We start from the raw sequence: 25798 nt of genomic DNA, 5'->3' as shown, positions 1-25798 counted from the left end.
GGCAGTAAGATTGATAATACCGAGAGCTTGTGAAAGTTCCATTTAAAAAGGGTCCATGATGAGCATGAACCCTTTTTACACGAGCCACAGGATCGGTCAACTGATCCTTAAACGATCGGCATTAGCCTTCGGGTCGCTTTTTTTATGACTGAAAATCCGCGCGGGCAGGCTGTGCTCAGGATTTTTTCCAGACATTGCCTTCACGTACAAAACCGCACGCCAGCATAAATGCATCCAGCACGGGCTCCGGATCCGCTTTCATCGTCCAGCTTTCCACCTGCGGCAGTTGCGCCTGCACATCTTCCATCAGATACAATCCGACACCGCGACGGCGCGTGACTTCGCGCACCAGCAAATCACTCAGTTCAGCCTGATTACCGTCGAGCCTGATTTTCACTGCGCCCAGAATGCGTTCATTAAACACCGCAGCGAACAGCGCACGGTTATTTTGCAGGCTGGCTTGCCAGTCACTTTCAGTTTGCTCCGGCCAGATTTTTGCCAGGTCGATCAGGTCCTGCACGCTGAGCGACGTCAGTTTTTGGATAGTTAATTTCATGATGCGCAAGGTCAGAAAAAGGGAGCGTCAGTGTAGCGGAATCCACTAGAAATCGGGCGTAACTTTTTTTGTACAGTAACAGGTCGAAAAGTTTTTTAGTGATCTCTGCATAAGCGATAAATGTTGGCTTTAATCAATAAAGCCAGTGTTAACGACTGATTGTTTAAATCTACACCGCCTTTTCAGCCAAATAAAATTCTGTTTACACCTCATATTTCTGATTGTGCTATTTGATTTGCAGAAGAAAATTCCTGTTTAATGATATGAATTATAAAGTCTTATTCGAAAATAAGACGAAATAAGCCGGTAACTCGTTATTACTTATACTAAATTTCCAAAGTGATGATGTTTTGAACAGGCAACAAAGAGCAAACCACAACACACACATGAACGGGGTAATCGGATGAAAGTAACAAAGGGTAAGATCTGGCTGGCAGGGTGTATTGCATTAGCAATGAGTCAGGCGGCGTTCGCAAAAGACATCAAAGTCGCCATTGTCGGTGCTATGTCAGGTCCGGTCGCCCAGTACGGTGACATGGAGTTTACGGGGGCAAAACAAGCGATCGCTGATATCAATGCCAAAGGCGGCGTGAAGGGCGACAAACTGGTTGGCGTGGAATATGACGATGCCTGTGATCCGAAACAAGCCGTTGCGGTTGCCAACAAAGTGATCAACGACGGTATCCGTTATGTTATCGGCCACCTGTGTTCTTCTTCTACTCAGCCTGCTTCCGACATCTATGAAGATGAAGGCGTGCTGATGATCACCCCGGCGGCGACTAACGCTGACCTGACCACCCGTGGTTATAAAATGGTGATGCGCACTACTGGCCTGGATTCTGATCAAGGCCCGACCGCAGCGAAATACATCCTCGACACTATCAAACCAAAACGTATCGCCGTGGTGCATGATAAACAGCAATACGGTGAAGGCCTGGCCCGTTCTGTACAGGATGCGCTGAAAAAAGGCGGCGGCAACGTTGTCCTGTTTGAAGGCGTGACCGCAGGCGACAAAGACTTCTCCACACTGGTGGCGCGTCTGAAAAAAGAAAACGTCGATTTCGTTTATTTCGGCGGCTATTACCCGGAAATGGGGCAGATCCTGCGTCAGTCAAAACAAGCCGGTCTGGCAGCTAAATTCATGGGCCCGGAAGGTGTAGGCAACTCCTCACTGTCTAACATTGCCGGTGATGCTTCTGAAGGCATGCTGGTGACCCTGCCAAAACGTTATGATCAGGTGCCGGCTAACCAGCCAATTGTGGACGCCCTGAAAGCCAAGAAACTGGATCCAACCGGTCCGTTCGTCTGGACGACTTACGCCGCATTGCAGGCGCTGACTACCGGTATGGAACGCAGCGGCAGCATGGAACCGGCAGATATCGCCAAAAACCTGAAATCAGCGCCAGTGGATACCGTGATGGGCCCGCTGAGCTGGGATGCAAAAGGTGACCTGAAAGGATTCGAATTCGGTATTTTCGAGTGGCATAAAGACGGCACGTCTACCCCAATCAAATAAAACCGCACCAAAGTGGTTCTCCGCTCCCTCCCCTGCGAAGGGGGAGGGCTGGGGTGGGGTATTAATGGCAACGGCGTTGTTTGCAAAACCCCCTCCCAACCTCCCCCTTCGCAGGGGGAGGAGTAGCACAAGTTATCAAACCCTTGATTAATAAGGATAGGGTATGTCAGAGCAGTTCCTCTATTTCATTCAGCAGATGTTCAACGGTGTTACGTTGGGCAGCACTTATGCGCTGATCGCCATTGGTTACACCATGGTTTACGGCATTATCGGCATGATCAACTTCGCCCACGGCGAGGTGTATATGATCGGCAGTTATGTCTCCTTTATTGTTATCGCCGCCCTGATGATGATGGGTATCGACGCCAGCTGGTTGCTGATCGGTGCCGGTTTTATCGCCGCGATTGTAATTTCCAGTGCCTATGGCTGGAGTATTGAACGCGTGGCGTATAAGCCGGTGCGTAACTCCAAGCGGTTGATTGCACTGATTTCTGCCATCGGGATGTCAATTTTTCTGCAAAACTACGTCAGCCTCACGCAGGGCTCACGCGATCTCGCCTTACCGAGTCTGGTGACCGGCCAGTGGAAACTGGGTGAAACCAACGGCTTTGCGGCGACCATCAGCACCATGCAGCTGATTATCTGGGTCGTCACGTTTGTTGCGATGCTGGCGCTGACGCTGTTCATCCGTTATTCGCGTATGGGTCGCGCCTGTCGTGCCTGCGCCGAAGACCTCAAAATGGCCAGCCTGCTGGGGATCAGCACTGACCGCGTGATTTCGCTAACCTTCGTCATTGGCGCGTTAATGGCGGCCGTAGCGGGTGTTCTGCTCGGTCAGTTCTACGGAGTAATCAATCCGTATATCGGCTTCATGGCCGGTATGAAAGCTTTCACCGCCGCGGTTCTTGGTGGGATCGGCAGTATTCCGGGGGCGATGATCGGCGGCCTGATTCTGGGCGTCGCTGAAGCGCTGACCTCAGCGTATCTGAGCACCGAATACAAAGACGTGGTCTCCTTCGCACTGCTGATCGTCGTGTTGCTGGTGCTGCCGACCGGTATTCTGGGTCGTCCGGAGGTTGAGAAAGTATGAAGCGCCTGAATCTGTTAAATGCGCTGGTCTCCGCTTTCGTCCTGCTGGTGCTGGCCGCATTCATCATGGGATTGCAACTGAGCCTCGACGGCACAAAACTGGTGGTCAACGGCGCCGGTGAAGTGCGCTGGACGTGGATTGCCATCGGCTGCGCCATCGTGTTCGTATTCCAGCTATTCCGCCCGATGGTCAGCAGCGGCCTGAAAAAGGTCTCGGGTCCGGGCTGGGTTTTGCCGAGCTTTGATGGCTCGACGCCGAAACAAAAACTGCTGGCGCTGGTGCTGATTATCGCCGCTATTGCCTGGCCGTTTATCGTCTCGCGCGGCACGGTGGATATCGCCACGCTGACGCTCATCTACATCATGCTCGGCCTCGGTCTGAACGTGGTGGTCGGATTGTCCGGCCTGCTGGTGCTGGGTTACGGCGGCTTTTATGCCATCGGCGCTTACACCTACGCGCTGCTCAATCACTATTACGGCATCGGATTCTGGGAAGCCTTACCGCTGGCTGGTCTGGTATCGGCGGCGTTTGGTTTCCTGCTTGGCTTCCCGGTTCTGCGGCTGCGGGGTGACTATCTGGCGATTGTGACGCTGGGCTTTGGGGAAATCGTCCGCATCCTGCTGCTCAATAATACCGAACTGACCGGCGGACCGAACGGGATCAGCCAGATCCCGAAACCGACGCTGTTCGGGCTGGAATTCAGCCGTACGCCGCGCGACGGCGGCTGGGATACCTTCAGCAACTTCTTTAATGTTACGTATGATCCCAGCGACCGCATTATTTTCCTGTACATGGTGGCGCTGCTGCTGGTGATCGCCACATTGTTCATCATCAACCGTTTGCTACGTATGCCGCTCGGCCGTGCATGGGAAGCCTTACGTGAAGATGAAATTGCCTGCCGTTCACTGGGCCTGAACCCGACCCGCATCAAACTGACCGCGTTCACCATCAGTGCTGCGTTTGCCGGTTTCGCCGGTACGCTGTTTGCGGCGCGTCAGGGCTTTGTCAGCCCGGAATCCTTCACCTTTGCGGAATCCGCCTTCGTGCTGGCTATCGTCGTGCTCGGCGGGATGGGCTCGCAGTTTGCAGTCATTCTGGCGGCTATTTTGCTGGTGGTTTCCCGCGAACTGATGCGTGATCTCAACGAGTACAGCATGTTGCTGCTCGGCGCATTAATGGTGCTGATGATGATCTGGCGTCCGCAGGGCTTACTGCCGATGAAGCGCCCGCAACTGAAACTGAAGCTGTCTAAGCAACAAATCGCGGATCAGGGGGAAAAGGCATGAGTACGCAACCTCTGTTAGCGGTTGAAGGGTTGATGATGCGTTTTGGCGGCCTGCTGGCGGTCAACAATGTGGCGCTGAACCTCAATCAGGGCGAAATTGTTTCGCTGATCGGCCCGAACGGTGCCGGTAAAACCACGGTATTTAACTGCCTGACCGGTTTCTACAAACCGAGCGGCGGCACCATTAAACTGCGTGATCAGCATCTGGAAGGTTTACCGGGGCAGAAAATTGCCCGCATGGGCGTGGTACGTACTTTCCAGCACGTGCGTCTGTTCCGTGAAATGACGGTGATCGAAAACCTGCTGGTCGCGCAGCATCAGCACCTGAAAAGCGGCGTGCTGGCTGGGCTGTTCAAAACGCCGGGCTTTCGTCGCGCTGAAGCCGATGCTTTGGATCGCGCTGCTGACTGGCTGGAACGTGTCGGATTGCTCGAGCTGGCAAACCGTCAGGCGGGTAATCTGGCTTACGGCCAGCAACGCCGTCTGGAAATTGTCCGCTGCATGGTGACGCGTCCTGAAATCCTGATGCTCGACGAACCGGCGGCCGGTCTTAATCCGCGTGAAACCGAAGAGCTTAACCAGCTGATTGCCGAATTGCGTAACCAGCACAACGTGTCTGTTCTGCTGATTGAGCACGACATGAAACTGGTAATGGGTATTTCCGACCGCATCTACGTGGTGAATCAGGGCACGCCGCTGGCACAAGGCACACCGGCTGAAATTCGTAATAATCCTGACGTGATCCGCGCCTATTTAGGCGAAGGTTAATGGGCGAAGGCTAAGGGACAGAACAAGATGTTGTCATTTAATCAGGTATCCGCCCATTACGGCAAAATTCAGGCGCTGCATGAAGTCAGCCTGAGTATTAATAAAGGGGAAATCGTCACGCTGATCGGCGCGAACGGCGCGGGTAAAACCACACTACTTGGCAGTTTATGTGGCGAACCACGTGCGACGAATGGCTCGATTATTTTCGAAGGAAAAGACATCACGCAGTGGCAGACCGCCAAAATCATGCGTGGCGATATCGCGATTGTGCCGGAAGGCCGCCGCGTGTTCTCACGCATGACGGTGGAAGAGAATCTGGCGATGGGCGGTTTCTTTGCCACACGCGATCAGTATCAGGAACGGCTGGAGCGCGTGTTTACGTTGTTCCCGCGCCTGAAAGAGCGTCGTGTGCAGCGGTCAGGCACCATGTCCGGTGGCGAGCAACAGATGCTGGCGATTGGCCGTGCGCTGATGAGCCAGCCACGTTTGCTGCTGCTCGATGAGCCGTCGCTGGGGCTGGCGCCCATCATCATCCAGCAGATTTTCGACACTATCCAGCAATTGCGCGAAGAAGGAATGACCATCTTCCTGGTCGAGCAAAACGCCAATCAGGCGCTGAAACTCGCTGATCGTGGTTACGTTCTGGAGAATGGTCATGTGGTGCTGGAAGATACCGGTGCGGCATTGCTGGCGAACGAAGCGGTGCGTGCGGCCTATCTTGGCGCATAAATTGGCATCGGATTTTAAAAATCTGTGTTAAATCTAACAAACCGCACGGCAAGCGCTTTGCGGTTTTTATTTTGTCTATAAATTAACATCTCTTACATTCGTATAACTTTGCACATCATCAGGAACATGTCATGAACACAGAAGGTTTACTCGCCGCCCGTATGGTCAGGCTTAAAAGTTCAGCCATCCGGGAATTGCTGAAACATAGCAAGATGGAAGGCGTTATTTCGCTGGCGGGTGGTATTCCTTCTTCGGCGCTTTTTGATTTCGACGGCCTGCGTGAAGCCACACAGCTGGCCATTACTGAACAGCCGGAACATGCATTCCAGTATGGTCTGACCGAAGGCAGTTATACGCTGCGTGAGCGTATTGCTGAGCTTTGTCAGGAGCGTGGTGTGGTTGCGCAGCCTGAAGATATCGTGGTCACTGCAGGCTCCCAGCAGGCGCTGGATTTGGTGATGCGCGCCGTGGTGAACCCCGATGATGTTTTCGTGGTGGAGCGCCCGACCTATCTGGCGGCGTTACAAACCCTGGAACTGGCCGAAGCTAAACTGCTGTCCGTCGGCTCTGACGGCGACGGCATGATTGTTGATGAGCTGGCGGAACGGCTAAAAACGCAGAAGATTAAAGGCGTGTATCTGGTGCCAACGTTCGGAAACCCGAGCGGCGTAACCCTGAGCCGTGCCCGTCGTGAGCAACTGGTGAAACTGGCAGCACAGCACGAATTCCTGATTGTAGAAGATGACCCGTACGGCGAACTGCGTTTCACCGACGAACGCCAGCCGACGCTGTTTGAGCTGTCGAAAGCGATGTTTGGTCACGCGGATAACATCATCTATACCTCAACGTTTTCCAAAATTCTGGCACCGGGCCTGCGTCTGGGCTGGGTGATTATGCCTGACTGGCTGCTGCACAAAGTTGCCATCATCAAACAGGCCGCGGATCTGCACGCCAGCGCGCTGTCGCAGAGCATTGCGGAATACTATCTCGGCCTGGGTCGTCTGCCGAAGCAGATCGAAACCATCCGTGCGGCGTATAAAAACAAATGCGAGATCATGGCCGGACTGCTGGAACGCGAGCTGGGCGATGTGCTGACGTTTGAATATCCGAAAGGCGGCATGTTCCTGTGGGCGCGTTTCCGCGAGCCGCGTAACTGCGCTGACTGGATGAAAAAGACGCTGGAGCAGGGCGTGGTGTTTGTCCCGGGTGAATTCTTCTATGCAGATAATCCGGATCACTCGACCTTCCGTCTGTCATTCGCCACCGCGACCGAGGAGCAAATGCACGAGGCAGTCGCCCGCCTGAAACGCGCCCTGTAATTTTCCCGTATTTCTCATCTAAGGCGCTTTGTTTATACAAGGCGCTTTATTTTTGCTCCATCGCTCTGGCGCCAGAAAAAGTGGGGTCGTTTAAGGGTAAACCTCTATCTGCCAGACAGCCAGGGTCAGTTGCTGGCAAGTACAGTACCTCATTCATATTGCTCCCTGATATTCCGCGGTATACCCCACATTTAATAGAAAAATTGAATTTATAACACTTGTTCATTTAACCCTTAATGTATTAAGGTCATATCAACACGAAATCAGGGAGGTTTATCGTGGCAGATATCGATAACATTTCAAGTGATATAGATGATGTTGCAAATAGAATTTCAGATATCATAATGTCCCCAGCCACAATTACCGGATTAATAAATGGTGCGCTTACCGTTCCTTTAGATATGGGTTACCTGGCCATAGGATATTTTGATACAGATTCCCGTTTTGCACATCAGACACAGCGTTTTCGTATGGCTGAAGCAATACATAATGACATACTCAATTACAAGCATATAACAAATGCGGTAGAGATCATATTTAAAGAATTCGATAAATATGCTTCAGTGACCAAACAAAATAATGTCTATCGTGGCGTGGTATCCTCGATTGCCGGGCGTTTACTTACCGCGAAACTTATTGCGGTGATTGGTGCTGCTGTGCTGGCGAGAGTGTCATTTATCGGTGCACAAAGTGCCAAAAACTGGATTGGCAGGGTGACGATGATTTTGCTTATAGGGGGAATGAGTGAGCGCTCAATAAGAAAATCAGAAAGCCTTGCCATCGAAGCACCGGAGATTTACTGGCTCCTTCGACCCCATGATTATGACCTTACCTACTTTCTTTTTGAACCCGCTGTTAAGCCGTTCATTGATGCGGTGCACATAGGTGCTACGCGCGGACAGCCTGCGTTTGACAGGATAATCGATGCTGTAGGGCGAAAACTGCATGTCACACAATAAACCGCTTCTTGTTGTCGCAAAAGGCGCAGCGAAATGGGTGATATTTGCCGTCGTCAACGTATGGGATTTTTTTGAATCTGTGCTTTTTGTTGGCGGGTTAATCGGAAGCCTTATGCTGCCAGTTGTGTGGCCTATGAAATTCGTTTATGCCGCAGGATGGCTGGTTTGTTTCTTCTTTGTATCAAAGTGCATCGGAAAAATAGAAGGCTATAGGAAAAAAAGCCGAAACATTAAATTAAGGAAATAAAAATGTCTAATCCTGCTTATTTGTGGTTAACGGATGAAAATGGTTCTCCTGTTATCGGAAGTTGTAATGTTCACGGGCGTGTGGGTTCTATTGAAGTGAAATCACTTTCACACCACCTGACAGTTCCGACGGATAGAAATACTGGGAAATTGACAGGTACGCGTATTCATACACCGATATTATTTCAAAAGGAATTTGATCGCACGACGCCAATACTTTACCGTACGATTAGTCAGGGAATTACGCTTAAATCCGCTGAGTTTAAGATGTATCACATATTAGACGCGGGTGTAGAAGCAGAGTATTTCAACATTCGCATGGAAAATGTGAAGATCACCGGAATTACTCCTAGCCTTCATCCCGGTTCGGGAACAGGAACGCATCTGGAAAATATTGAAATGCGCTATGAGTCAATTCAATGGAAATATGTCGATGGGAACATAATATTTAAAGACAGTTGGAATGAACGCACCGTAGCATAAATCTAATAAGATAAGCCGTCCTGCGGACGGTTTTTCCTAACGTTTAACCGGCATGAACCTAATTTTTTGCCATCTGCCTGTCATCCCCGCTTAACTTTCCCGTAACCTTATTGTCATTTTTCCGTGTCATTTTACCTCCCGACTCTACCCGGCATACTTCAGGCTGCACTTGCAGCACACCAGCAGAATTCAGGAGACAGGCATGTTCATCAACCTCAAAAAAACGGTCATTGGCACCGCGCTGACGCTGGCTTTCAGCGCCAATGCTTTCGCTGTGACAGAAATCCCTTTCTGGCACTCTATGGACGGCGAATTAGGCAAAGAAGTGAACTCGCTGGCCGACCGTTTTAACCAGACGCACCCTGATGTCAAAATCATGCCTGTCTACAAAGGCAAATACGACGAAAGCCTGGCGGCCGGTATTGCCGCGTACCGCACCGGTAATGCGCCTGCGATTTTGCAGGTTTACGAAGTGGGCACCGCGACCATGATGGCCAGCAAAGCCATCAAACCGGTTTACGAAGTGTTCAGCGATGCGGGCATTAAAGAAGACGTTTCCCAGTTCGTGCCGACCGTTTCCGGTTATTACTCCGATTCCAAAGGCCGTCTGCTGTCTCAGCCTTTCAACAGCTCCACGCCGGTGCTGTATTACAACAAAGATGCCTTTAAGAAAGCCGGTCTGAACCCGGATCAGCCGCCGAAAACCTGGCAGGATATGGCTGCGTACACCGAGAAATTGCGTGAAGCGGGCATGAAATGTGGTTACGCCAGCGGCTGGCAGGGTTGGATCCAGATTGAGAACTTCAGCGCCTGGCACGGTCTGCCAATCGCCACCAAAAACAACGGCTTCGATGGCACCGATGCGGTTCTGGAATTCAACAAACCAGAGCAAATCAAACACATCCAGATGCTTGAAGATATGAACAAGAAAGGTGATTTCACCTATTTTGGTCGTAAAGACGAATCCACCGCCAAGTTCTATAACGGCGATTGCGCGATGACTACCGCGTCTTCCGGTTCACTGGCTGACATCCGTCAGTATTCTAAATTCAACTACGGCGTAGGCATGATGCCTTACGACGCAGACATCAAAGGCGCGCCGCAAAACGCCATCATCGGCGGTGCAAGCCTGTGGGTGATGAACGGCAAAGATAAAGACACCTACAAAGGCGTTGCCGAATTCCTGCAATTCCTGACCACGCCGGAAATCGCAGCCGAGTGGCATCAGAAAACCGGTTATCTGCCGGTGACGACTGCCGCGTATGAGCTGACCAGGAAAGAAGGCTTCTACGAGAAGAACCCGGGTTCTGACGTCGCCACCCGCCAGATGCTGAACAAGCCACCGTTGCCGTTCACCAAAGGTCTGCGTCTGGGCAACATGCCTCAGATCCGTACCATCCTGGATGAAGAGCTGGAAAGCGTGTGGAGCGGCAAGAAAACGGCCAAAGAAGCGTTAGACACTGCAGTACAGCGCGGGAACTTACTGTTACGTCGCTTCGAAGCTTCTACTAAGTAATCCAGTTTTGCTCCCTCCCCTGCGAAGGGGAGGGCTGGGGTGGGGTATTAAAGACAACTCAGTCGCTTGCCAAACCCCCTCCCAACCTCCCCCTTCGCAGGGGGAGGAGCCAAAAGCCAAATTCAAAACCAACCTGGTTTGCTCCCTTTCGGGGAGTCTTTTATATCAACGAGTAAACCATCATGAGTTCACACCGTCCCGGTTTTGGTTGCAGCTGGTTGCCCTACGCGCTGGTTTTGCCGCAGCTGTTAATCACCGCGATATTCTTCCTGTGGCCTGCCGGTCAGGCGCTGTGGTATTCGGTGCAGACGCTGGATCCGTTCGGCTTATCCAGTACCTTTGCCGGTCTGACTAACTTCGTGCAGCTTTTTCAGGACTCGTACTATCTCGATTCTTTCTACACCACGCTGAAATTCAGTTTTATGGTGGCGTTTATCGGGCTGGCCGTTTCGCTGTTTTTCGCGGCGCTGGTCGATCACGTTGTGCGCGGCAGCCGGATTTATCAGACGCTGATGATCCTGCCATACGCCGTTGCGCCTGCGGTGGCCGCCGTCTTGTGGATGTTCTTGTTCAGCCCCGGTCTGGGCCTGATTACTCATTTCCTCGGCTCGATAGGCTACAACTGGAACCACGCGCAAAACAGCGGTCAGGCGATGTTCCTGGTGGTACTGGCATCGGTCTGGAAGCAAGTCAGCTACAACTTCCTGTTCTTCCTGGCAGCGTTGCAGTCGATTCCTAAATCGCTGGTGGAAGCAGCGGCTATCGATGGCGCAGGCCCGGTTCGCCGTTTCTTCAATCTGGTATTGCCGCTGATTTCGCCGGTCAGTTTCTTCCTGCTGGTGGTCAATCTGGTGTACGCCTTCTTCGATACTTTCCCGGTGATTGATGCTGCGACGGCCGGTGGCCCGATGCAGGCGACCACCACCCTGATTTACAAAGTGTATCGCGAAGGTTTCTCCGGTCTGGACTTGTCCAGTTCTGCCGCTCAGTCCGTGATTCTGATGCTGCTGGTTTGCGGCCTGACGTTCATTCAGTTCCGCTTTGTCGAGCGTAAGGTGCGTTATCAATGATTGAAAACCGCAGAGGGCTGGATATCTTCAGCCACATCATGCTGCTGCTCGGCGTGCTGGTGATCCTCTTTCCGCTGTACGTCGCGTTTGTGGCAGCGTCGCTGGACAACAAACAGATTTTTGACGTGCCGATGACGCTGATCCCGGGCACGCACTTGTGGGAAAACATTACCACGATCTGGACGCAGGGCGCGGGTAACAGCAGTCCGGCATTCGGACGGATGCTGATCAACAGTTTCATCATGGCGATGGTTATCACCGTCGGTAAAATTTCGGTATCGATGCTCTCGGCTTACGCCATTGTCTACTTCCGCTTTCCGCTGCGTAACCTGTTCTTCTGGCTGATTTTCATGACGCTGATGCTGCCGGTGGAAGTGCGTATTTTCCCGACCGTCCAGGTGATCGCCAATCTGCATATGCTCGACAGTTACACCGGCCTGACGTTGCCGCTGATGGCCTCGGCGACCGCCACCTTCCTGTTCCGCCAGTTCTTTATGACCTTACCGGATGAGCTGCTGGAGGCGGCGCGTATCGACGGCGCGGGCGCGATGCGCTTCTTCTGGGACATTGTGCTGCCGCTGTCGAAAACCAATCTTGCGGCACTGTTCGTCATTACCTTCATCTATGGCTGGAACCAATATTTGTGGCCGATCCTGATCACCAGCGATGTCTCGATGGGCACGGCGGTGGCGGGGATTAAAAGCATGATTTCCTCCGGCGACGGCTCGACCCAATGGAATCAGGTGATGGCGGCCATGATCCTGACCTTATTGCCACCGCTGGCGGTGGTGCTCCTGATGCAGCGCTGGTTTGTGCGCGGTCTGGTAGACAGTGAGAAGTAAACTGAAATGGCAAATTTGAAATTACAGGCAGTGACCAAATCCTACGACGGCAAAAACCAGATTATCCAGAGTATTGATCTGGATGTCGCCGACGGTGAATTCATCGTGATGGTCGGGCCGTCGGGCTGCGGAAAATCCACCCTGCTGCGTATGGTGGCCGGGCTGGAGCGCACTACCTCCGGTGATATCTATATCAACGACCAGCGCGTCACCGAACTGGAACCGAAAGATCGCGGTATTGCGATGGTGTTCCAGAACTATGCGCTGTATCCGCATATGAGCGTCTTCGACAACATGGCATATGGCCTGAAAATTCGCGGCTTCGGTAAAGCGCAGATCCTCGCCCGCGTCGAGGAAGCGGCCCGCATTCTTGAACTCGGCCCGTTGCTGAAACGCAAACCGCGTGAGCTTTCCGGTGGCCAGCGTCAGCGTGTGGCGATGGGACGCGCTATCGTGCGTGAACCGGCGGTATTCCTGTTTGATGAACCGCTGTCCAATCTCGACGCTAAACTGCGTGTGCAGATGCGCCTTGAACTGCAACAGCTTCACCGCCGTTTGCGTACCACCAGTTTGTACGTCACGCACGATCAGGTCGAAGCTATGACGCTGGCGGAGCGCGTGATCGTGATGAACAAAGGCATTGCCGAACAAATCGGTACGCCGTCTGAAGTTTACCGCCGTCCGGCAAGTCTGTTTGTCGCCAGCTTTATCGGCTCTCCGGCCATGAATTTATTGCCGGGCCAGCTGACCACTGACGGTACATCGCTGGTAATGGAAGACGGATTCGAACTGCCGCTGCCGGTTCCTCGCCCGGAATGGGGAGGACGCGAACTGACAGTGGGCATCCGTCCTGAACATATTCATCTGACTGATGATTCGCAGAAGGGGATCCCGATGGTGCTGAATACGCTGGAACTGCTGGGCGCGGATAATCTGGCGCACGGCAAACTGGCGGACAGCGGTGTCGTGGTGCGTTTGTCGCATGAAGTGTTCCCGACAGCAGGCTCGCTGTTGCGCTTGGATTTCCCGGCGAAAGCGTTACACTTTTTCGATACTCACAGCGGATTACGGATGGAATAAACATGAAAGCCTGGCCATATCCTCGCATTGTGGCACACCGTGGTGGCGGCGCACTGGCACCGGAAAATACACTGGCGGCCATCGACACGGGCGCCAGATACGGTCACACCATGATCGAATTTGACGCCAAACTGGCGCAAGGCGGGGAAATCTTCCTGTTGCATGACGATACCCTGAACCGCACCAGCAACGGCTGGGGCGTGGCCGGTGAATTGCCGTGGGAAAAACTCGAAAAGCTCGATGCCGGTAACTGGTACAGCGCCGCTTTTAAAGGCGAGAAATTACCGCTGCTGGCGCAGGTAGCCGAACGCTGTGCGCGCCATCACATGATGGTGAATATTGAGATCAAACCCACCACCGGAACCGATGAGAAAACCGGTACCGATATCGCGCTGGCCGCCCGGGAATTGTGGAAAGATCAGGCCGTTCCGCCGTTGCTTTCCTCGTTTGAATTCGACGCGCTGGTTGCCGCCAAAAAAGCCGCACCGGAATTACCGCGTGGCTTGCTGATCGATGAATGGCACGAAAACTGGAAAGCGCTGACTGACGAACTGGAATGCGTTTCCCTGCATCTTAATCACAAATTGCTCAACGAAGAACGCGTTAAAGCCATCAAAGACGCCGGGCTGCATATTCTGGTGTACACGGTGAATAATCCGGCGCGTGCCCGCGAATTGCTGGGCTGGGGCGTGGACTGTATTTGTACCGATAAGATTGATGTGATCGGGCCGGATTTTATCTGACAGGAATAAGGCGCGGATCCCGCGCCTTAATTATTTTACCGCTGAGAATACTCAGTGTTTGAGCAGGCGCGGGAGTTGGTTATCCAGTTCCAGCAGGCAGGAATCCATATATTTCTCTGTGGTTTTGGTGACCAGCGCATAGTTATTTGCCTGCCAGTCAGCAAGCGGGGCGGTCACGACAGTTGGCGTACATTCTGCAATAACCCATGCGGAGAACATATTCGCATCTTCAGGCTTTTTATAGAATTTAATGGTGTAACGCAACTCGTAGTCCGAGTTGGCGCTGGAGAGGTCTTTATAAACCAGTAACCACTGTGCAGCCACAATATTCAGATTGTTTTTATACTGATAGCCGTTGCCATTTTTTTGCAGCCAGTTTGTGATGAGCGGCCTGGCCCGGGGTGTCAGATAGTTTTTCGTCGGTTCAGGCAGGGTTTTGATTTCAGACCCTTTCAGGTTTTCCTTACTGAAGGTATTCACGGCAATACCGCCGGCAAGCACAGAAGTCAGGACATTAAGTCCAACGCCCGCAGCGGTGTAAGAGGGCGTGACTTCACGCAAATACACATCAGGCGAGCGGTTATTATTCATATCTGCCGAGGCAAAACCTGAGTACAGGCCAATAGTGCTGCCATTGGCGGCAGAGATCTTTTCAGATTGGGTCGTCGCACAGGCGGATAATAATAAACTGGCAGCCACTACGGTAATCCCTGTTGAAACTTTCATGCAATAATTTCCCTTTTAATTTTATAAAACACTATTAATGCGTCTTCAGGTGCGGATCCTGTTTTATTAGCCGCGCTGATTCAGGGGCAGAAAGACTTTATTCTTATCGGTCGGGAATAATAAAAGCATTAATAATAAATGCAAGGGGAGGGATATTTTTATTGTTTCTGGTGGTGATATTACCGGAGGTAAATAGTCAGTGCAGCATTACGGCGATGAGGAATTTAAGAGGCACTGAGTGCCTCCCGGAATATTAAGGTGTCTGATTCAGCTTCTGCCCCAGCGTCTGGTTATTCTGCTGGATCTGCAATCGTTGCTGATTGCTCTGGATTTGCGACTTCAGCTTGAGCTGCTGTTGTTGCTGGCTGGTGCGTAAATCCTGCTCCTGCTGACGTTTCTGCATTTGCTGATTGTTTTGCTGTTGTTGTTGCATGCGCTGTTGCGACGGATTGGTCAGCAACGGATCGTTAGGGTTCGGCACCTTTTCGACTGCACTGGCGGTCTGAACGGCAAACAGCAGCGGCAGCGCGGCGAGCATTCCATATAAACATTTCATCAGTTCATCCTCCGTTTCCAGTCATACGTTAAGTGTATGCCATCATGCCCCCGGACGGGGTATTTGAGCGCACGTTTCCCTCAAAGCGTGGCATTGCTCTCGTTTGCTCTATAATTGAACAGATGTAAACCACCTTCACACTTCGTGGTTTTCCCCATTCCGTTACAATCGTGCATCTTTCACACTTATCACTGACAACAGGGCTCAATTGCCGTGCCTTTACTCATAATCACCACTATTTTGTGGGCTTTTTCCTTCAGCCTGATTGGCGTGTATCTGGCCGGACAGGTCGACAGCGTATTTTCTGTGTTAGTCCGTTTAGGGCTGGCGGCGCTGGTTTTCCTGCCGTTTCTGCGCTGGAAAGGCCATCAGCTTACGACCATTCTGTTGTATATGGCGGTGGGGGCAATGCAGCTCGGGATCATGTATCTCATCAGCTTCGAGGCGTACCTGTATCTGTCTGTGCCGGAATTCCTGCTGTTTACGGTCATGACGCCGCTGTACGTCACGCTGATTTATGACCTGATCAGTGGCCGCAAAATCCGTATCGGTTATGCGCTCAGTGCGTTACTGGCGGTGGCGGGTGCAGCGATTATCCGTTACGACCACATCAGCGAACATTTCATTATTGGCTTATTACTGGTGCAGGCGGCGAATATCTGTTTTGCCATCGGACAGGTGGGCTATAAACGCCTGATGGAAACCCGGCCGATGCCACAGCACACGGCGTTTTCCTGGTTCTATATCGGCGCGTTGCTTTGCGCGGTGGTGGCGTGGTTCCTGTGGGGCAATCCGCAAAAACTGCCGACCACTGACCTGCAATGGGGCATTCTGGTGTGGCTGGGGATCGGCGCTTCAGGGCTGGGATATTTCATGTGGAACTACGGTGCGACGCAGGTCGATGCGGGAACGCTGGGGATTATGAACAACTTTCACGTCCCGGCCGGGCTGCTGGTTAACCTGGCCATCTGGCAACAGCAGCCGCACTGGCCGAGCTTTATTATCGGTGCCGCTGTGATTATGTCCTCACTGTGGGTACACCGGCGTTGGGTCGTGCCGCGTCGCGCACAAACGGCAGATGATCGCACGCGTGCTGCCGCGCCGAACGAATAAAGGCTTCCGTCACCGGCTGGCGCTGTTCGCCGTCACGTACGGCGGCGTACAGGCGGCTCCATAAGCCATCGCCCAGGGTTTTGGTTACCACCAGACCCTGGCGCTCAAAACTCTCTACTACCCAGTGCGGTAACGCCGCAATTCCCATTCTCGCCGACACCATCTGAATTAATAACAACGTGTTATCGACACTTTTCAGTGACGGGCTGACGCCTGCCGGTTGCAGGAAATGACGCCAGATATCCAGACGCTGGCGTTGCACCGGATAAATCATCAGCGTTTCAGTGCTGAGATCTTCCGGCGTGATCACCGTTTTGGTCGCCAGCGGATGATCCGGTGCCAGCACCAGACGCACTTCAAAATCGAACATCGGGGAATAGTGCAAACCGCTGCGCGGCAGGATGTCAGAGGTTAATACGATGTCCAGCTCGCCCTGTTGCAGGGCGGGCTGCGGGTCGAACGTCACGCCGGATTTGAAATCCATTAACACCTGCGGCCAGTTCTGATGGAAGTTATCCAGTGCAGGCGTCAGCCACTGAATACAACTGTGGCATTCAATCGCGATACGCAGTGAAGTCTGGTGCGGCTCATTGCATGCCTGCAATGCCTGTTGAATTTGCGGCAGCACCTGTTCTGCCAGATTCAGCATGATTTCGCCCTGCGGGGTAAAACGCAGAGGCTGACTTTTTCGTACGAACAACCTGAAACCGAGGCGTTGCTCAAGGTCACTGAACTGGTGCGACAGGGCCGATTGGGTCTGATGAAGCTGCGAGGCGGCTGCGGCCAGTGACCCGGTGTTGCGCAGTGCTTGCAACGTTCGCAGGTGTTTCAGTTCGATCATGAGAGTCCTTCACTGTGTCATGAATAATTTGCGCTTGTGGAATATACACTACCTGCGGATTATGGATGTGTAAACATCTGGATGGCTAAACAGGAATTTAAAAGATGACGATACTGAATCACACTCTGGGTTTTCCACGCGTTGGTCTGCGTCGTGAACTTAAAAAAGCACAAGAAAGCTACTGGGCAGGCAATTCCACTCAGGAAGAACTGCTGGCAACCGGACGTGAACTGCGCGCCCGTCACTGGAAGCAACAAGCTGAAGCAGGCGTGGATTTGGTGCCGGTGGGCGATTTCGCCTGGTACGATCACGTACTGACCACCAGCCTGTTGCTGGGCAACGTACCGGCCCGTCATCAGAATGCCGATGGCTCTGTTGATCTCGATACTTTATTCCGCCTTGGCCGTGGCCGTGCGCCAACCGGTAAACCGGCTGCCGCGGCGGAAATGACCAAATGGTTTAACACCAACTATCACTACATGGTGCCGGAGTTCGTGAAAGGTCAGAAATTCAAACTGGCCTGGACACAACTGCTGGAAGAAGTGGACGAAGCGCTGGCGCTCGGCCACAAAGTGAAACCTGTTCTGCTGGGGCCGCTGACCTATCTGTGGCTCGGCAAAGTGAAGGGCGAACAGTTTGACCGTCTTTCCCTGCTCAACGATATTCTGCCTGTATATCAGCAGGTTCTGGCTGAACTGGCAAAACGCGACATCGAATGGGTGCAGATTGACGAACCGGCTCTGGTTCTGGAACTGCCGCAGGAATGGCTGGATGCGTACAAACCGGCTTACACCGCGCTGGAACAGAGCAAAACTAAACTGCTGCTGACCACTTATTTCGACAGCGTCGGGCACAACCTCGACACCCTTCGCCAGTTACCGGTTCAGGGTCTGCATATTGATGCCGTCGCTGGTCGTGACGATCTGCAAACCGTCATCAACGCGCTGCCAAAAGACTGGCTGATTTCTCTGGGGGTCATCAATGGCCGTAACGTCTGGCGCGCGGATCTCAGTACCTGGTTTGACCGTCTGAAGCCACTGGTTGAAGACCGTAAAATCTGGATCGGCAGCTCCTGTTCACTGCTGCACAGCCCGATCGACTTAAGCGTCGAAAGCCGTCTGGATGAAGAAGTGAAAAGCTGGTTCGCCTTCGCCCTGCAAAAATGTGCCGAACTGGCGTTGCTGACCGCTGCCCTGAACAATCCCACCGCCGAAGCGCAGCAAAAACTGGCGGAATACAGCGCGCCAATCCGCGCCCGTCGTGAATCCACCCGAGTAAACAATGCGGCCGTCGGTAAGCGTGTTGCCGCGATTACTGCCGCGGATATTGAGCGTCAGCATGTTTACACCGAACGCGCCAAAGCGCAGCGTGCCCGTTTCAACCTGCCGGCATGGCCGACCACAACCATCGGTTCATTCCCGCAAACCACGGAAATCCGCGGCCTGCGTCTGGACTTTAAACAAGGCCGTCTGGATAACACTAAATACCGCACCGGTATCAGTGAGCATATTAAGCAAGCCATCAAAGAACAGGAACGTCTGGGTATCGACGTGCTGGTTCACGGCGAAGCTGAACGTAACGACATGGTGGAATACTTCGGTGAACATCTGGACGGTTTTGTGTTCACGCAAAACGGCTGGGTACAGAGCTACGGTTCACGTTGCGTAAAACCTCCGGTCATTATCGGCGACGTCAGCCGCCCGGAAGCGATCACCGTAGAGTGGGCGAAGTACGCGCAGTCTCTGACCGAAAAACCGGTGAAAGGCATGCTGACCGGCCCGCTTACGATCCTGTGCTGGTCGTTCCCGCGTGAAGATGTCAGCCGCGAAACGATCGCCAAACAAATCGCGCTGGCACTGCGTGATGAAGTCGAAGATCTGGAAAAAGCCGGTATCGGCATCATCCAGATTGACGAACCGGCACTGCGTGAGGGCCTGCCACTGCGTCGGTCTGAATGGAAGGCGTACCTGCGCTGGGCAGTGGATGCGTTCAAACTCAATGCCGCAATTGCCCGTGACGACACGCAGATCCATACCCACATGTGTTACTGCGAGTTCAACGACATCATGGATTCCATTGCCGCACTGGATGCTGACGTGATCACTATCGAAACCTCACGTTCCGATATGGACTTGCTGGAGTCGTTTAAAGACTTCGAATATCCGAACGAAATCGGGCCGGGCGTTTACGACATTCACTCGCCAAATGTGCCCAGTGTGGAATGGATTGAAGACCTGCTGCGTAAAGCTGCAGATCGTATTCCGGCAGAACGCCTGTGGGTCAACCCGGACTGCGGCCTGAAAACCCGTGGCTGGCCGGAAACCCGCGAGTCGCTGGAAAACATGGTGAAAGCCGCCAGGCGTCTGCGTGCTGAGAAAGCCTGAGTGAACGCTCTCTAGATTTACGTTGTGTTGTTGCTGAAACGTTTGGGGCACTCCGGTGCCCCCTTTTTATTTCAGTTTTTTGCGTCCCCGGATGATCTGCCAAAAATAATGCGTCGCTACCAGGGTGATGCCGATATCTTTCAACCCCCGGAAAAACAGCTGATGGGTATCCATGACGGTGCCATTGCTCAGGTAATATAGACCCGAGGCGCTTTGTGCGGCAAAGCCCAGTGCAGCGGCGATCAAACCCGCCCGATACCAAACCGGCATCAGCAGCATCCGCTTATTGAAAGCACAGATAAAAATGACGCTGACGGTGAGCATATCCATCACGGTCAGCGCCAGCAGGCCGATCCATTCCACCGTCATGGTTTATCTCCTGTGTCGGGTTTCATGCGGGTCCGGGAACGAGGCTTTTTCAGTGGCGTGTGCTGATGCTTTTTATTGAAGCCAAAAGCAGCACGTTGAAGTTCCTCGGCAATCTCCAGAATGTCGTCGTCTTCCCGGCGGTTGAAGAAATTCGCCAGCCAGGCAATCATGCCGACGCTGACGACGCCAAGCCCGTACCCCAGCCCCATCGCATTCACCGCCTGATTAAAATTCATCCCCAGCCAGCCGGAAACCAGCCCGCCCAGTGCAAATGCTGCACCTACGCTGATACTGCTGATGATGACACCAGCCGACACCGGGCCATGCTGATGCAGCCTTTTAGGTTGCCAGAAAAAAGAGAGACTCAGTCCGCCGAACAGACCGGCGAAAGAGGCCAGGATCTGGCTGAGCAGAAAGCTTTCTGTGGTTTCAAATACGATGGGTGTCATGTTGATACCCCCTTAAACCAGTTCCAGAGCTTGCAGATGATGCCTGTCGCTGGTGAGTCCGAATCCATGAACAGATCACGTTCCGCTTCGCGACGGACCAGCAATCCATGATCCGGGAGATCGCCCACTTTGTCCCAGTTCAGAAACTCACCAGCGGCCTGCTGAAACTGACCTTCGTTGAGATATTTCAGCAGGTGAGAGCTTTCCAGCGAGCCGACGCCAAGGTTGTAGGTAAACGACACCAGCGCATCAAATTGATTTTGTGTCAGTTCAACGGTCACCAGTTTATTCACGCCTTTTTCACTGATCCCAACATCGTTACGCAACAGCGCTATGGCTTTCGCCTGCGTGATGCCATGAGGAAATGCTTCATTCGGGAGGATCAGGTGCCCGTAACCAATGGTCAGCCTGTTTGCCTGATCCCGATATTCGTTTAAACGTAGCCCTTCGAACTTTTCAATCAGCCCGAGTCCGTTCTGACTTACCGACATTGATTCACGCATTGGTTGTGCCCTCAGTGGATACCTGCAGTTCTGACCCGGCGTCCCGTGCCATTGCCGCATCAGTCCGCCCTCTGAAAGTGACACATGCCCGTGACGCTTTACAGGTGGAACCCTTCCGCCTGAAGGCTGCACCGGATGTGCAACGCCTGGCTGGGCGGAATTTCCATCTTCTTCCGCAAATTTTGGTCTTGTTTTTCTTTCTCCGGCGCAGATTCGCTATCATGGTGTGATTCTGCTGAAAGGTAGCCTGATCATGACCCATCTGCTTTTTCCCCTTTTAACGCCAGTACTTGAACATCCGCACGGTATCCGCCAGGTGTATTTTGCCGGTGCTCAGCATTCCGTGCCTGAACTGTCCTATCAGGTCGATTTCCCCCGGCTGGAACTGATTCTGGAAGGGGAGCAGATGATGAAATGCGAGGACGAACAGGGGAACAATCAGGATGTCCGCATGCTGGCGGGCGATGTGTTGTTCATTCCCGCTAAAGGCTGGAACAGCCCGCAATGGCAAGAACCGGTACGCACGCTGACTCTGTTATTTGGCAAGCAGCAACTGGGCTTTAGTCTGCTGAACTGGGATGGCGCGCAGTTTACGTCCGGTGAAAAAGGCAATGTGGGCAGGCGCGGGCCGCGCGTGGGGGCGTTTATGTTGCAGGCATTAAACGAACTGGCCTGGCACCGCAGCGATCAGACTACGGCGCAGTTTCTGGTGAAAGGGTTGTTGAGCCACGCGCTGGACTTGTTCAGTTCCTTTGTGAAAACTGCCTCGCGCAGTCAGGCGCTTTTTGAGGCCGTTCGCCAGTATATCGAAGAACATTACCGCGAGCCGCTGACCCGCGATTCTGTCGCTAAGGCTTTCTATATTTCGCCAAATTACCTGTCGCATTTATTCCAGAAAAGCGGCGGTATCGGGCTGAACGAATACCTGAATTATGTCCGCCTTGAACAGGCGAAGAACTTGTTGAAAGGCTACGACATGAAAGTGAGGGAAGTGGCGCACGCCTGTGGCTTTGTTGACAGTAACTATTTTTGCCGCCAGTTCAGGAAAAGCACTGAGCGTTCTCCGTCAGAATACCGGCGGCAATACCGTAGCCAGTTGGAAAATAGGACGTCGTAATCGTCAGGGCAGAACGATTTTCGTTCCCTGAGGCGAGGTGGCGAGTTTCTTTACGGCAGCCATCACTTTCTCCGGCGTGCGTAAAAAGGTGTGGATGCCGGTCTGGACGCAACGGCTGTGCGCAAATCGCTCACCGTTTTCCAGTTGAATTTCAGTGACTAAAAGAACAACATCGGCCTGAGCAATGTCGGTTTCTGACAGTGCATTTTCGAGGCCCAGGGCCCCCTGAGTTTCAACTTTTACCGGCCATTTTTCGTGCTGACACAGTTTTTCCAGCTTTTCTGCCGCCATATAAGTATGCGCCACACCGCTGATACAGGCGGTTACTGCGACCAGTTTGAGCGACATAGTGTTTCCCCTGATTAAGAAAATTTATCCACCGAGCGTCACGGTATAACCGTATTTTTCGGCCATCGCATAAAACGGCGCAATAGCTGCGGCATCCGGTGCCGTCGTCTTATACATTGAATACGCTTTATCCAGTAACGGATACTTCGCTTCGCCGTATTTGTGAAAGGGCAGCAGATGGATTTCAGTTAAATTGAAGGGCTGCAGGAAATCCAGAATTTGTTGCATATTTTCAAGTGTTAACGTAAAACCGGGGATCAACGGCAGGCGGGGCAGCAGCTTAACGCCGCGTCGTGCCAATGCCGTGAAATTCTGCAACACACGCGGCTGATCCATATTGAGCACTGCTCGTGCCTGAGCGGGATCCATTATCTTGAAGTCATACAACACCTGATCGCAGTGATCAGCAAGTGTCAGAAGATGACCCAGCGGTGCATCGCCCGCCGTTTCGATCGCTGTCGGAATGCCTAAGGCCTGCAATTCCCTGAGCAACTCACCGGCAAATGTGTATTGCATCAGCACTTCGCCGCCGGAAAGCGTGACACCGCCGCCCGACGAGCGGAAAAAAATCTCATCCTTGAGCAGGCGCGTCATTAAGTCCGGAAGCGTAATATCTTCGCCGACATACTCCATTGCACCACTCGGACATTCGTTCGGATCCTGCAAACAGGTGCGGCAGTTCAGGCATTTTGCCTGCCTTTTGATGACCTGAATGCGTGGTGACATCGATTCAGGGTTGGCGCACCACGGACAGCGGTGGGGGCAACCTTTGAAGAAAACCAGGGTACGGATACCCTGGCCATCGTTGAGTGAAAAACGCTGAATGTTGAAGATGCGCCCGCGTCTTTCCGTTGCTTCCATAACAGGGATCCGCAGGTCAGAGCTGGTGCGCGGTGCGACCGATAATGTCATCCTGGATCTCCTTTGACAGCTCAACAAAGAACGCGCTGTATCCCGCCACCCTGACGACCAGCCCCGCAAAATCCTGTGGACGTTTTTGCGCTTCGCGAAGCTGCTCAGCATTCACCACGTTGAACTGCACATGCTGCAGCTTCAGGCGGGTGAACGCACCGAGGAAATCGGCCAGTTTATTCAGCCCCTGCTGGCCTTCAAGCGTTGATGGCGTGAACTTCACATTCAGCAGCGTACCGTTGGAGAGCAGTGTATTGTCGAGTTTACTGACGGATTTCAGTACCGCCGTTGGCCCCTGATGATCCTGGCCCAACATTGGCGAAAGTCCGCCATCTGCCAGTTGTTCACCGGCAAAACGGCCATCCGGCGTTGCACCGACTACCGCACCTAAAGGTACGTGTGCGGAAACAGTATAAGAACCCGGCGTAAACTGACCACCGCGTGGATTGCGATACTGCTCGACTTCCTTACAGTAAAAACGCAGCAAATCTGCACTGATCAAATCGACTTCATCAATGTCGTTGCCATACTTCTCAAAGCGGTTGATCAGACGGGCACGAATGGCGCGGCCTTCCTCGCTGGCAAAATTCTCTTTCAGCGAAGCCAGTAATTCATCAAAGGTCAGGCGTTGCTGATCAAACACCATGCCTTTCAGCGCATGCAGGGAATCGCTGAGGTTGGCGATGCCGATGCCCTGAACACCGGAAAAATTATAACGTGCGCCGCCAGCGGTAATGTCTTTGCCGCTGTCCAGACAACCTGCAATAAAGGAGGACAGCAGCGGAACCGGCGCCCAGTCGCGGTGGCCGATATCGCAGATATTGCTGCCCTGCGCCATCAACCTGACGTAATGGCTGATTTTCCGGCGGATCTGTTCCACCAGCTCAGGATAAGTAATCGCGGTGTTTCCTTCATTTTCATGCAGCGTCAGTTCCATGACTTTCAACAGGTTAAACATGGCAATATCGTGCAGCCCGTAGGTTTTGCCAGGGATGGATAATTCCACGCAGCCTACTACCGCATAATCCCGCGCATCCTCAAGGCGCACGCCACGATTGAGAAATGCCGGAACCACCACTTCATCATTAAAAATTTGTGGAATGCCGGTACCGAGGCGGATTGTTTCGGCGGTTTTCAGCAGGAACGGGCGGTCGATCAGTTCATTGACTCTCACGCCAAGGTTGGGCTGTGGCAGACAAATACTCTGATAGGCATCCAGGCACAGGAACGACAACACATTGACGGCGCTGCGTCCGGTGTCGGTCAGACCGCCGAGTAAAATGGTGTAACCCGTCGGGAATCCGGCGAAGTAACGTGCGCTGGACGACGAGCGCAGCAGCACGATGTCGTTGCATTTAACCCACAGGCTTTCCAGCAGTTCTTTAAGAAACGCCGGGGATTCGCCGTGGGACAGCGAGTGCTGATAGAACGGCAGCATGTACTGATCGAAGCGCCCGAGGGACAGCGAACTGGCATTGGATTCGTATTGCAAAATGATATTCATATACCAGAACAGCTGGCAGGCCTGATAGAAATCCTGCGGCTTATGGCCGGAAATATGTCGCGAAATGCGGGCAATACGCGCCAGTTCTTGTTTTCTTGAGTCGTTCTGACAGACTTCTGCTAATTCTTCTGCCAGCGCGGCGTAGCGCAAAATATGCCGCTGTGCTGCCTGCAGTGTAATCAGCGCTGCCTGATAAAAGGCATTATCCGGTGCGCCGGCAACGTGTTGCTGAAGTTCTGAAACTAAGTTATCCAGGCCCGAATTCAGCAGACGGGGATAATCGATAATGATGTGCCCCTGACCTTTGTCAGTCTGGTTGATACTGAAAATCTGCGTCTGAGTGGCCGCTTTCACTTCTTCCGGCATCTGGCTGTTAATGAAATCCTTCATCGAATGCGATTCCCAGTAAGGGAAAAGCTGCCTGCGGTAAATCTGTTTATCCTGCTCAGAAATGTTGAAACGGTCCTGCGGACGGGTGGGAAACGTGTCCAGCTCTTTCAGCAGCCAGTAGGGGTCCATTTCAGGGGAGATGATCCCCGCACGTGGTTTGACCGTACGGTTACCGACAATCAGCTCGTCTTCACGCAAGGCAATCTCAATGTTATCCAGAATGTATGCCGTGGCTTTCGCGCGGCGCAAAAGCGTGGGTTCGCCTTCTGTGCTGCGGTGACTTTCGGTATACAGCAGGGCACGTTCCAGCGAGATTTCACGCGGGCTGGCGAAAAGTGCGGCTTTAAGACGTTCTGTGCGGGAAGTCATCTCGTTCTCCTTGGG

General features: G+C 52.9%; 27 protein-coding genes. 17 read left to right on the top strand and 10 right to left on the bottom strand.

Going from position 1 to position 25798, the window contains the following annotated elements; translation table 11 throughout:
- Nucleotides 1-175 precede the first annotated feature (175 nt).
- Nucleotides 176-556 carry an aspartate 1-decarboxylase autocleavage activator PanM gene (gene panM, locus AACU55_RS10285; RefSeq protein WP_013577469.1) on the bottom strand — a complete coding sequence of 127 codons (381 nt, stop codon included), beginning with the start codon at nt 554-556 and terminating at the stop codon, nt 176-178.
- A 403-nt stretch (nt 557-959) separates the two neighbouring features.
- On the opposite strand from panM, the gene AACU55_RS10280 reads away from it, so the two are divergent.
- The 14 genes from AACU55_RS10280 to ugpQ all read left to right on the top strand — a co-directional run bounded on the left by AACU55_RS10280 (nt 960) and on the right by ugpQ (nt 14202).
- Nucleotides 960-2072 carry a branched-chain amino acid ABC transporter substrate-binding protein gene (locus tag AACU55_RS10280; protein ID WP_013577468.1) on the top strand — a complete coding sequence of 371 codons (1113 nt, stop codon included), beginning with the start codon at nt 960-962 and terminating at the stop codon, nt 2070-2072.
- Between the two features lie 163 nt (nt 2073-2235).
- Nucleotides 2236-3162, top strand: coding sequence for a high-affinity branched-chain amino acid ABC transporter permease LivH (gene livH, locus AACU55_RS10275; RefSeq protein WP_013577467.1), 927 nt, complete (start codon nt 2236-2238; stop codon nt 3160-3162).
- Complete coding sequence (locus AACU55_RS10270; protein WP_037035404.1) at nt 3159-4448, top strand: high-affinity branched-chain amino acid ABC transporter permease LivM; 1290 nt, start codon at nt 3159-3161, stop codon at nt 4446-4448. Before livH ends, AACU55_RS10270 begins: the two co-directional genes overlap by 4 nt.
- Nucleotides 4445-5215, top strand: a complete 771-nt coding sequence (gene livG, locus AACU55_RS10265) for a high-affinity branched-chain amino acid ABC transporter ATP-binding protein LivG (RefSeq protein WP_013577465.1) — start codon at nt 4445-4447, stop codon at nt 5213-5215. The genes AACU55_RS10270 and livG overlap by 4 nt, the downstream gene beginning before the upstream one ends.
- 27 nt (nt 5216-5242) lie before the next feature.
- Complete coding sequence (gene livF, locus AACU55_RS10260) at nt 5243-5944, top strand: high-affinity branched-chain amino acid ABC transporter ATP-binding protein LivF (RefSeq protein ID WP_013577464.1); 702 nt, start codon at nt 5243-5245, stop codon at nt 5942-5944.
- Between the two features lie 131 nt (nt 5945-6075).
- Complete coding sequence (locus AACU55_RS10255) at nt 6076-7263, top strand: aminotransferase-like domain-containing protein (RefSeq protein WP_037035403.1); 1188 nt, start codon at nt 6076-6078, stop codon at nt 7261-7263.
- Nucleotides 7264-7607: 344 nt separating this feature from the next.
- Complete coding sequence (locus tag AACU55_RS10250; protein ID WP_072012278.1) at nt 7608-8222, top strand: hypothetical protein; 615 nt, start codon at nt 7608-7610, stop codon at nt 8220-8222.
- A complete protein-coding gene (locus AACU55_RS10245; protein WP_134706981.1) occupies nt 8209-8469 on the top strand; it encodes a hypothetical protein in 261 nt (86 codons plus the stop codon). Before AACU55_RS10250 ends, AACU55_RS10245 begins: the two co-directional genes overlap by 14 nt.
- 2 nt (nt 8470-8471) lie before the next feature.
- Complete coding sequence (locus tag AACU55_RS10240) at nt 8472-8951, top strand: Hcp family type VI secretion system effector (RefSeq protein ID WP_013577460.1); 480 nt, start codon at nt 8472-8474, stop codon at nt 8949-8951.
- Between the two features lie 202 nt (nt 8952-9153).
- The gene (gene ugpB / locus AACU55_RS10235; protein WP_013577459.1) at nt 9154-10467 is read left to right on the top strand and encodes a sn-glycerol-3-phosphate ABC transporter substrate-binding protein UgpB; all 1314 of its coding nucleotides are present in this window, start codon (nt 9154-9156) and stop codon (nt 10465-10467) included.
- A 182-nt stretch (nt 10468-10649) separates the two neighbouring features.
- Nucleotides 10650-11537, top strand: a complete 888-nt coding sequence (ugpA, locus tag AACU55_RS10230; RefSeq protein WP_013577458.1) for a sn-glycerol-3-phosphate ABC transporter permease UgpA — start codon at nt 10650-10652, stop codon at nt 11535-11537.
- Nucleotides 11534-12379: a sn-glycerol-3-phosphate ABC transporter permease UgpE gene (gene ugpE / locus AACU55_RS10225; RefSeq protein WP_013577457.1), complete on the top strand. Its 846-nt coding sequence runs from the start codon at nt 11534-11536 to the stop codon at nt 12377-12379. Before ugpA ends, ugpE begins: the two co-directional genes overlap by 4 nt.
- Nucleotides 12380-12385: 6 nt before the next feature.
- Nucleotides 12386-13459 (top strand): sn-glycerol-3-phosphate import ATP-binding protein UgpC, encoded by a 1074-nt coding sequence (locus tag AACU55_RS10220; protein WP_047607693.1) that lies wholly within the window; start codon nt 12386-12388, stop codon nt 13457-13459.
- A 2-nt stretch (nt 13460-13461) separates the two neighbouring features.
- Nucleotides 13462-14202 carry a glycerophosphodiester phosphodiesterase gene (gene ugpQ / locus AACU55_RS10215; protein ID WP_134706980.1) on the top strand — a complete coding sequence of 247 codons (741 nt, stop codon included), beginning with the start codon at nt 13462-13464 and terminating at the stop codon, nt 14200-14202.
- A 51-nt stretch (nt 14203-14253) separates the two neighbouring features.
- Here the strand turns inward: ugpQ and AACU55_RS10210 are convergent, their stop codons facing one another.
- Nucleotides 14254-14928, bottom strand: coding sequence for a hypothetical protein (locus AACU55_RS10210; protein ID WP_013577454.1), 675 nt, complete (start codon nt 14926-14928; stop codon nt 14254-14256).
- Between the two features lie 253 nt (nt 14929-15181).
- The gene (locus AACU55_RS10205; RefSeq protein ID WP_013577453.1) at nt 15182-15484 is read right to left on the bottom strand and encodes a DUF2756 domain-containing protein; all 303 of its coding nucleotides are present in this window, start codon (nt 15482-15484) and stop codon (nt 15182-15184) included.
- Between the two features lie 213 nt (nt 15485-15697).
- Here AACU55_RS10205 and AACU55_RS10200 point away from each other — a divergent pair, with 213 nt between their 5' ends.
- Nucleotides 15698-16597, top strand: a complete 900-nt coding sequence (locus AACU55_RS10200) for a carboxylate/amino acid/amine transporter (RefSeq protein ID WP_013577452.1) — start codon at nt 15698-15700, stop codon at nt 16595-16597.
- Here AACU55_RS10200 and metR read toward each other — a convergent pair.
- A complete protein-coding gene (metR, locus tag AACU55_RS10195) occupies nt 16503-17438 on the bottom strand; it encodes an HTH-type transcriptional regulator MetR (protein ID WP_013577451.1) in 936 nt (311 codons plus the stop codon). The genes AACU55_RS10200 and metR overlap by 95 nt on opposite strands.
- A 104-nt stretch (nt 17439-17542) precedes the next feature.
- On the opposite strand from metR, the gene metE reads away from it, so the two are divergent.
- Nucleotides 17543-19822, top strand: coding sequence for a 5-methyltetrahydropteroyltriglutamate--homocysteine S-methyltransferase (metE, locus tag AACU55_RS10190; RefSeq protein ID WP_134706979.1), 2280 nt, complete (start codon nt 17543-17545; stop codon nt 19820-19822).
- 66 nt (nt 19823-19888) lie between these two features.
- Here the strand turns inward: metE and AACU55_RS10185 are convergent, their stop codons facing one another.
- The 3 genes from AACU55_RS10185 to AACU55_RS10175 are packed head-to-tail and all read right to left on the bottom strand — an operon-like array spanning nt 19889 to nt 21143.
- On the bottom strand, nt 19889-20191 hold the full coding sequence (locus AACU55_RS10185) for a hypothetical protein (protein ID WP_051931038.1): 303 nt from the start codon (nt 20189-20191) through the stop codon (nt 19889-19891).
- A complete protein-coding gene (locus tag AACU55_RS10180) occupies nt 20188-20640 on the bottom strand; it encodes a hypothetical protein (protein ID WP_051931036.1) in 453 nt (150 codons plus the stop codon). Before AACU55_RS10180 ends, AACU55_RS10185 begins: the two co-directional genes overlap by 4 nt.
- On the bottom strand, nt 20637-21143 hold the full coding sequence (locus tag AACU55_RS10175; RefSeq protein WP_134706978.1) for a lysozyme: 507 nt from the start codon (nt 21141-21143) through the stop codon (nt 20637-20639). The genes AACU55_RS10180 and AACU55_RS10175 overlap by 4 nt, the downstream gene beginning before the upstream one ends.
- A gap of 253 nt (nt 21144-21396) precedes the next feature.
- On the opposite strand from AACU55_RS10175, the gene AACU55_RS10170 reads away from it, so the two are divergent.
- Nucleotides 21397-22260, top strand: coding sequence for an AraC family transcriptional regulator (locus AACU55_RS10170; RefSeq protein WP_037035424.1), 864 nt, complete (start codon nt 21397-21399; stop codon nt 22258-22260).
- Nucleotides 22261-22263: 3 nt separating this feature from the next.
- Here AACU55_RS10170 and AACU55_RS10165 read toward each other — a convergent pair whose 3' ends face one another.
- Genes AACU55_RS10165 through AACU55_RS10155 form a run of 3 tightly spaced genes read right to left on the bottom strand, consistent with a single transcriptional unit; the run spans nt 22264 to nt 25783 of the window.
- Complete coding sequence (locus AACU55_RS10165) at nt 22264-22608, bottom strand: PTS fructose-like transporter subunit IIB (protein WP_013577448.1); 345 nt, start codon at nt 22606-22608, stop codon at nt 22264-22266.
- 24 nt (nt 22609-22632) lie between these two features.
- On the bottom strand, nt 22633-23520 hold the full coding sequence (locus AACU55_RS10160) for a [formate-C-acetyltransferase]-activating enzyme (protein WP_134706977.1): 888 nt from the start codon (nt 23518-23520) through the stop codon (nt 22633-22635).
- Nucleotides 23486-25783, bottom strand: coding sequence for a formate C-acetyltransferase (locus tag AACU55_RS10155; RefSeq protein WP_134706976.1), 2298 nt, complete (start codon nt 25781-25783; stop codon nt 23486-23488). Before AACU55_RS10155 ends, AACU55_RS10160 begins: the two co-directional genes overlap by 35 nt.
- Between the last annotated feature and the right edge of the window lie 15 nt (nt 25784-25798).

Source organism: Rahnella sp. CJA17(1/100), assembly GCF_963881615.1.
In the GTDB taxonomy this organism is placed as follows: Bacteria; Pseudomonadota; Gammaproteobacteria; order Enterobacterales; family Enterobacteriaceae; genus Rahnella; species Rahnella aceris.
Note: the sequence above shows the minus strand (reverse complement) of the source record. Positions and strands in the feature narration are given on the sequence as shown.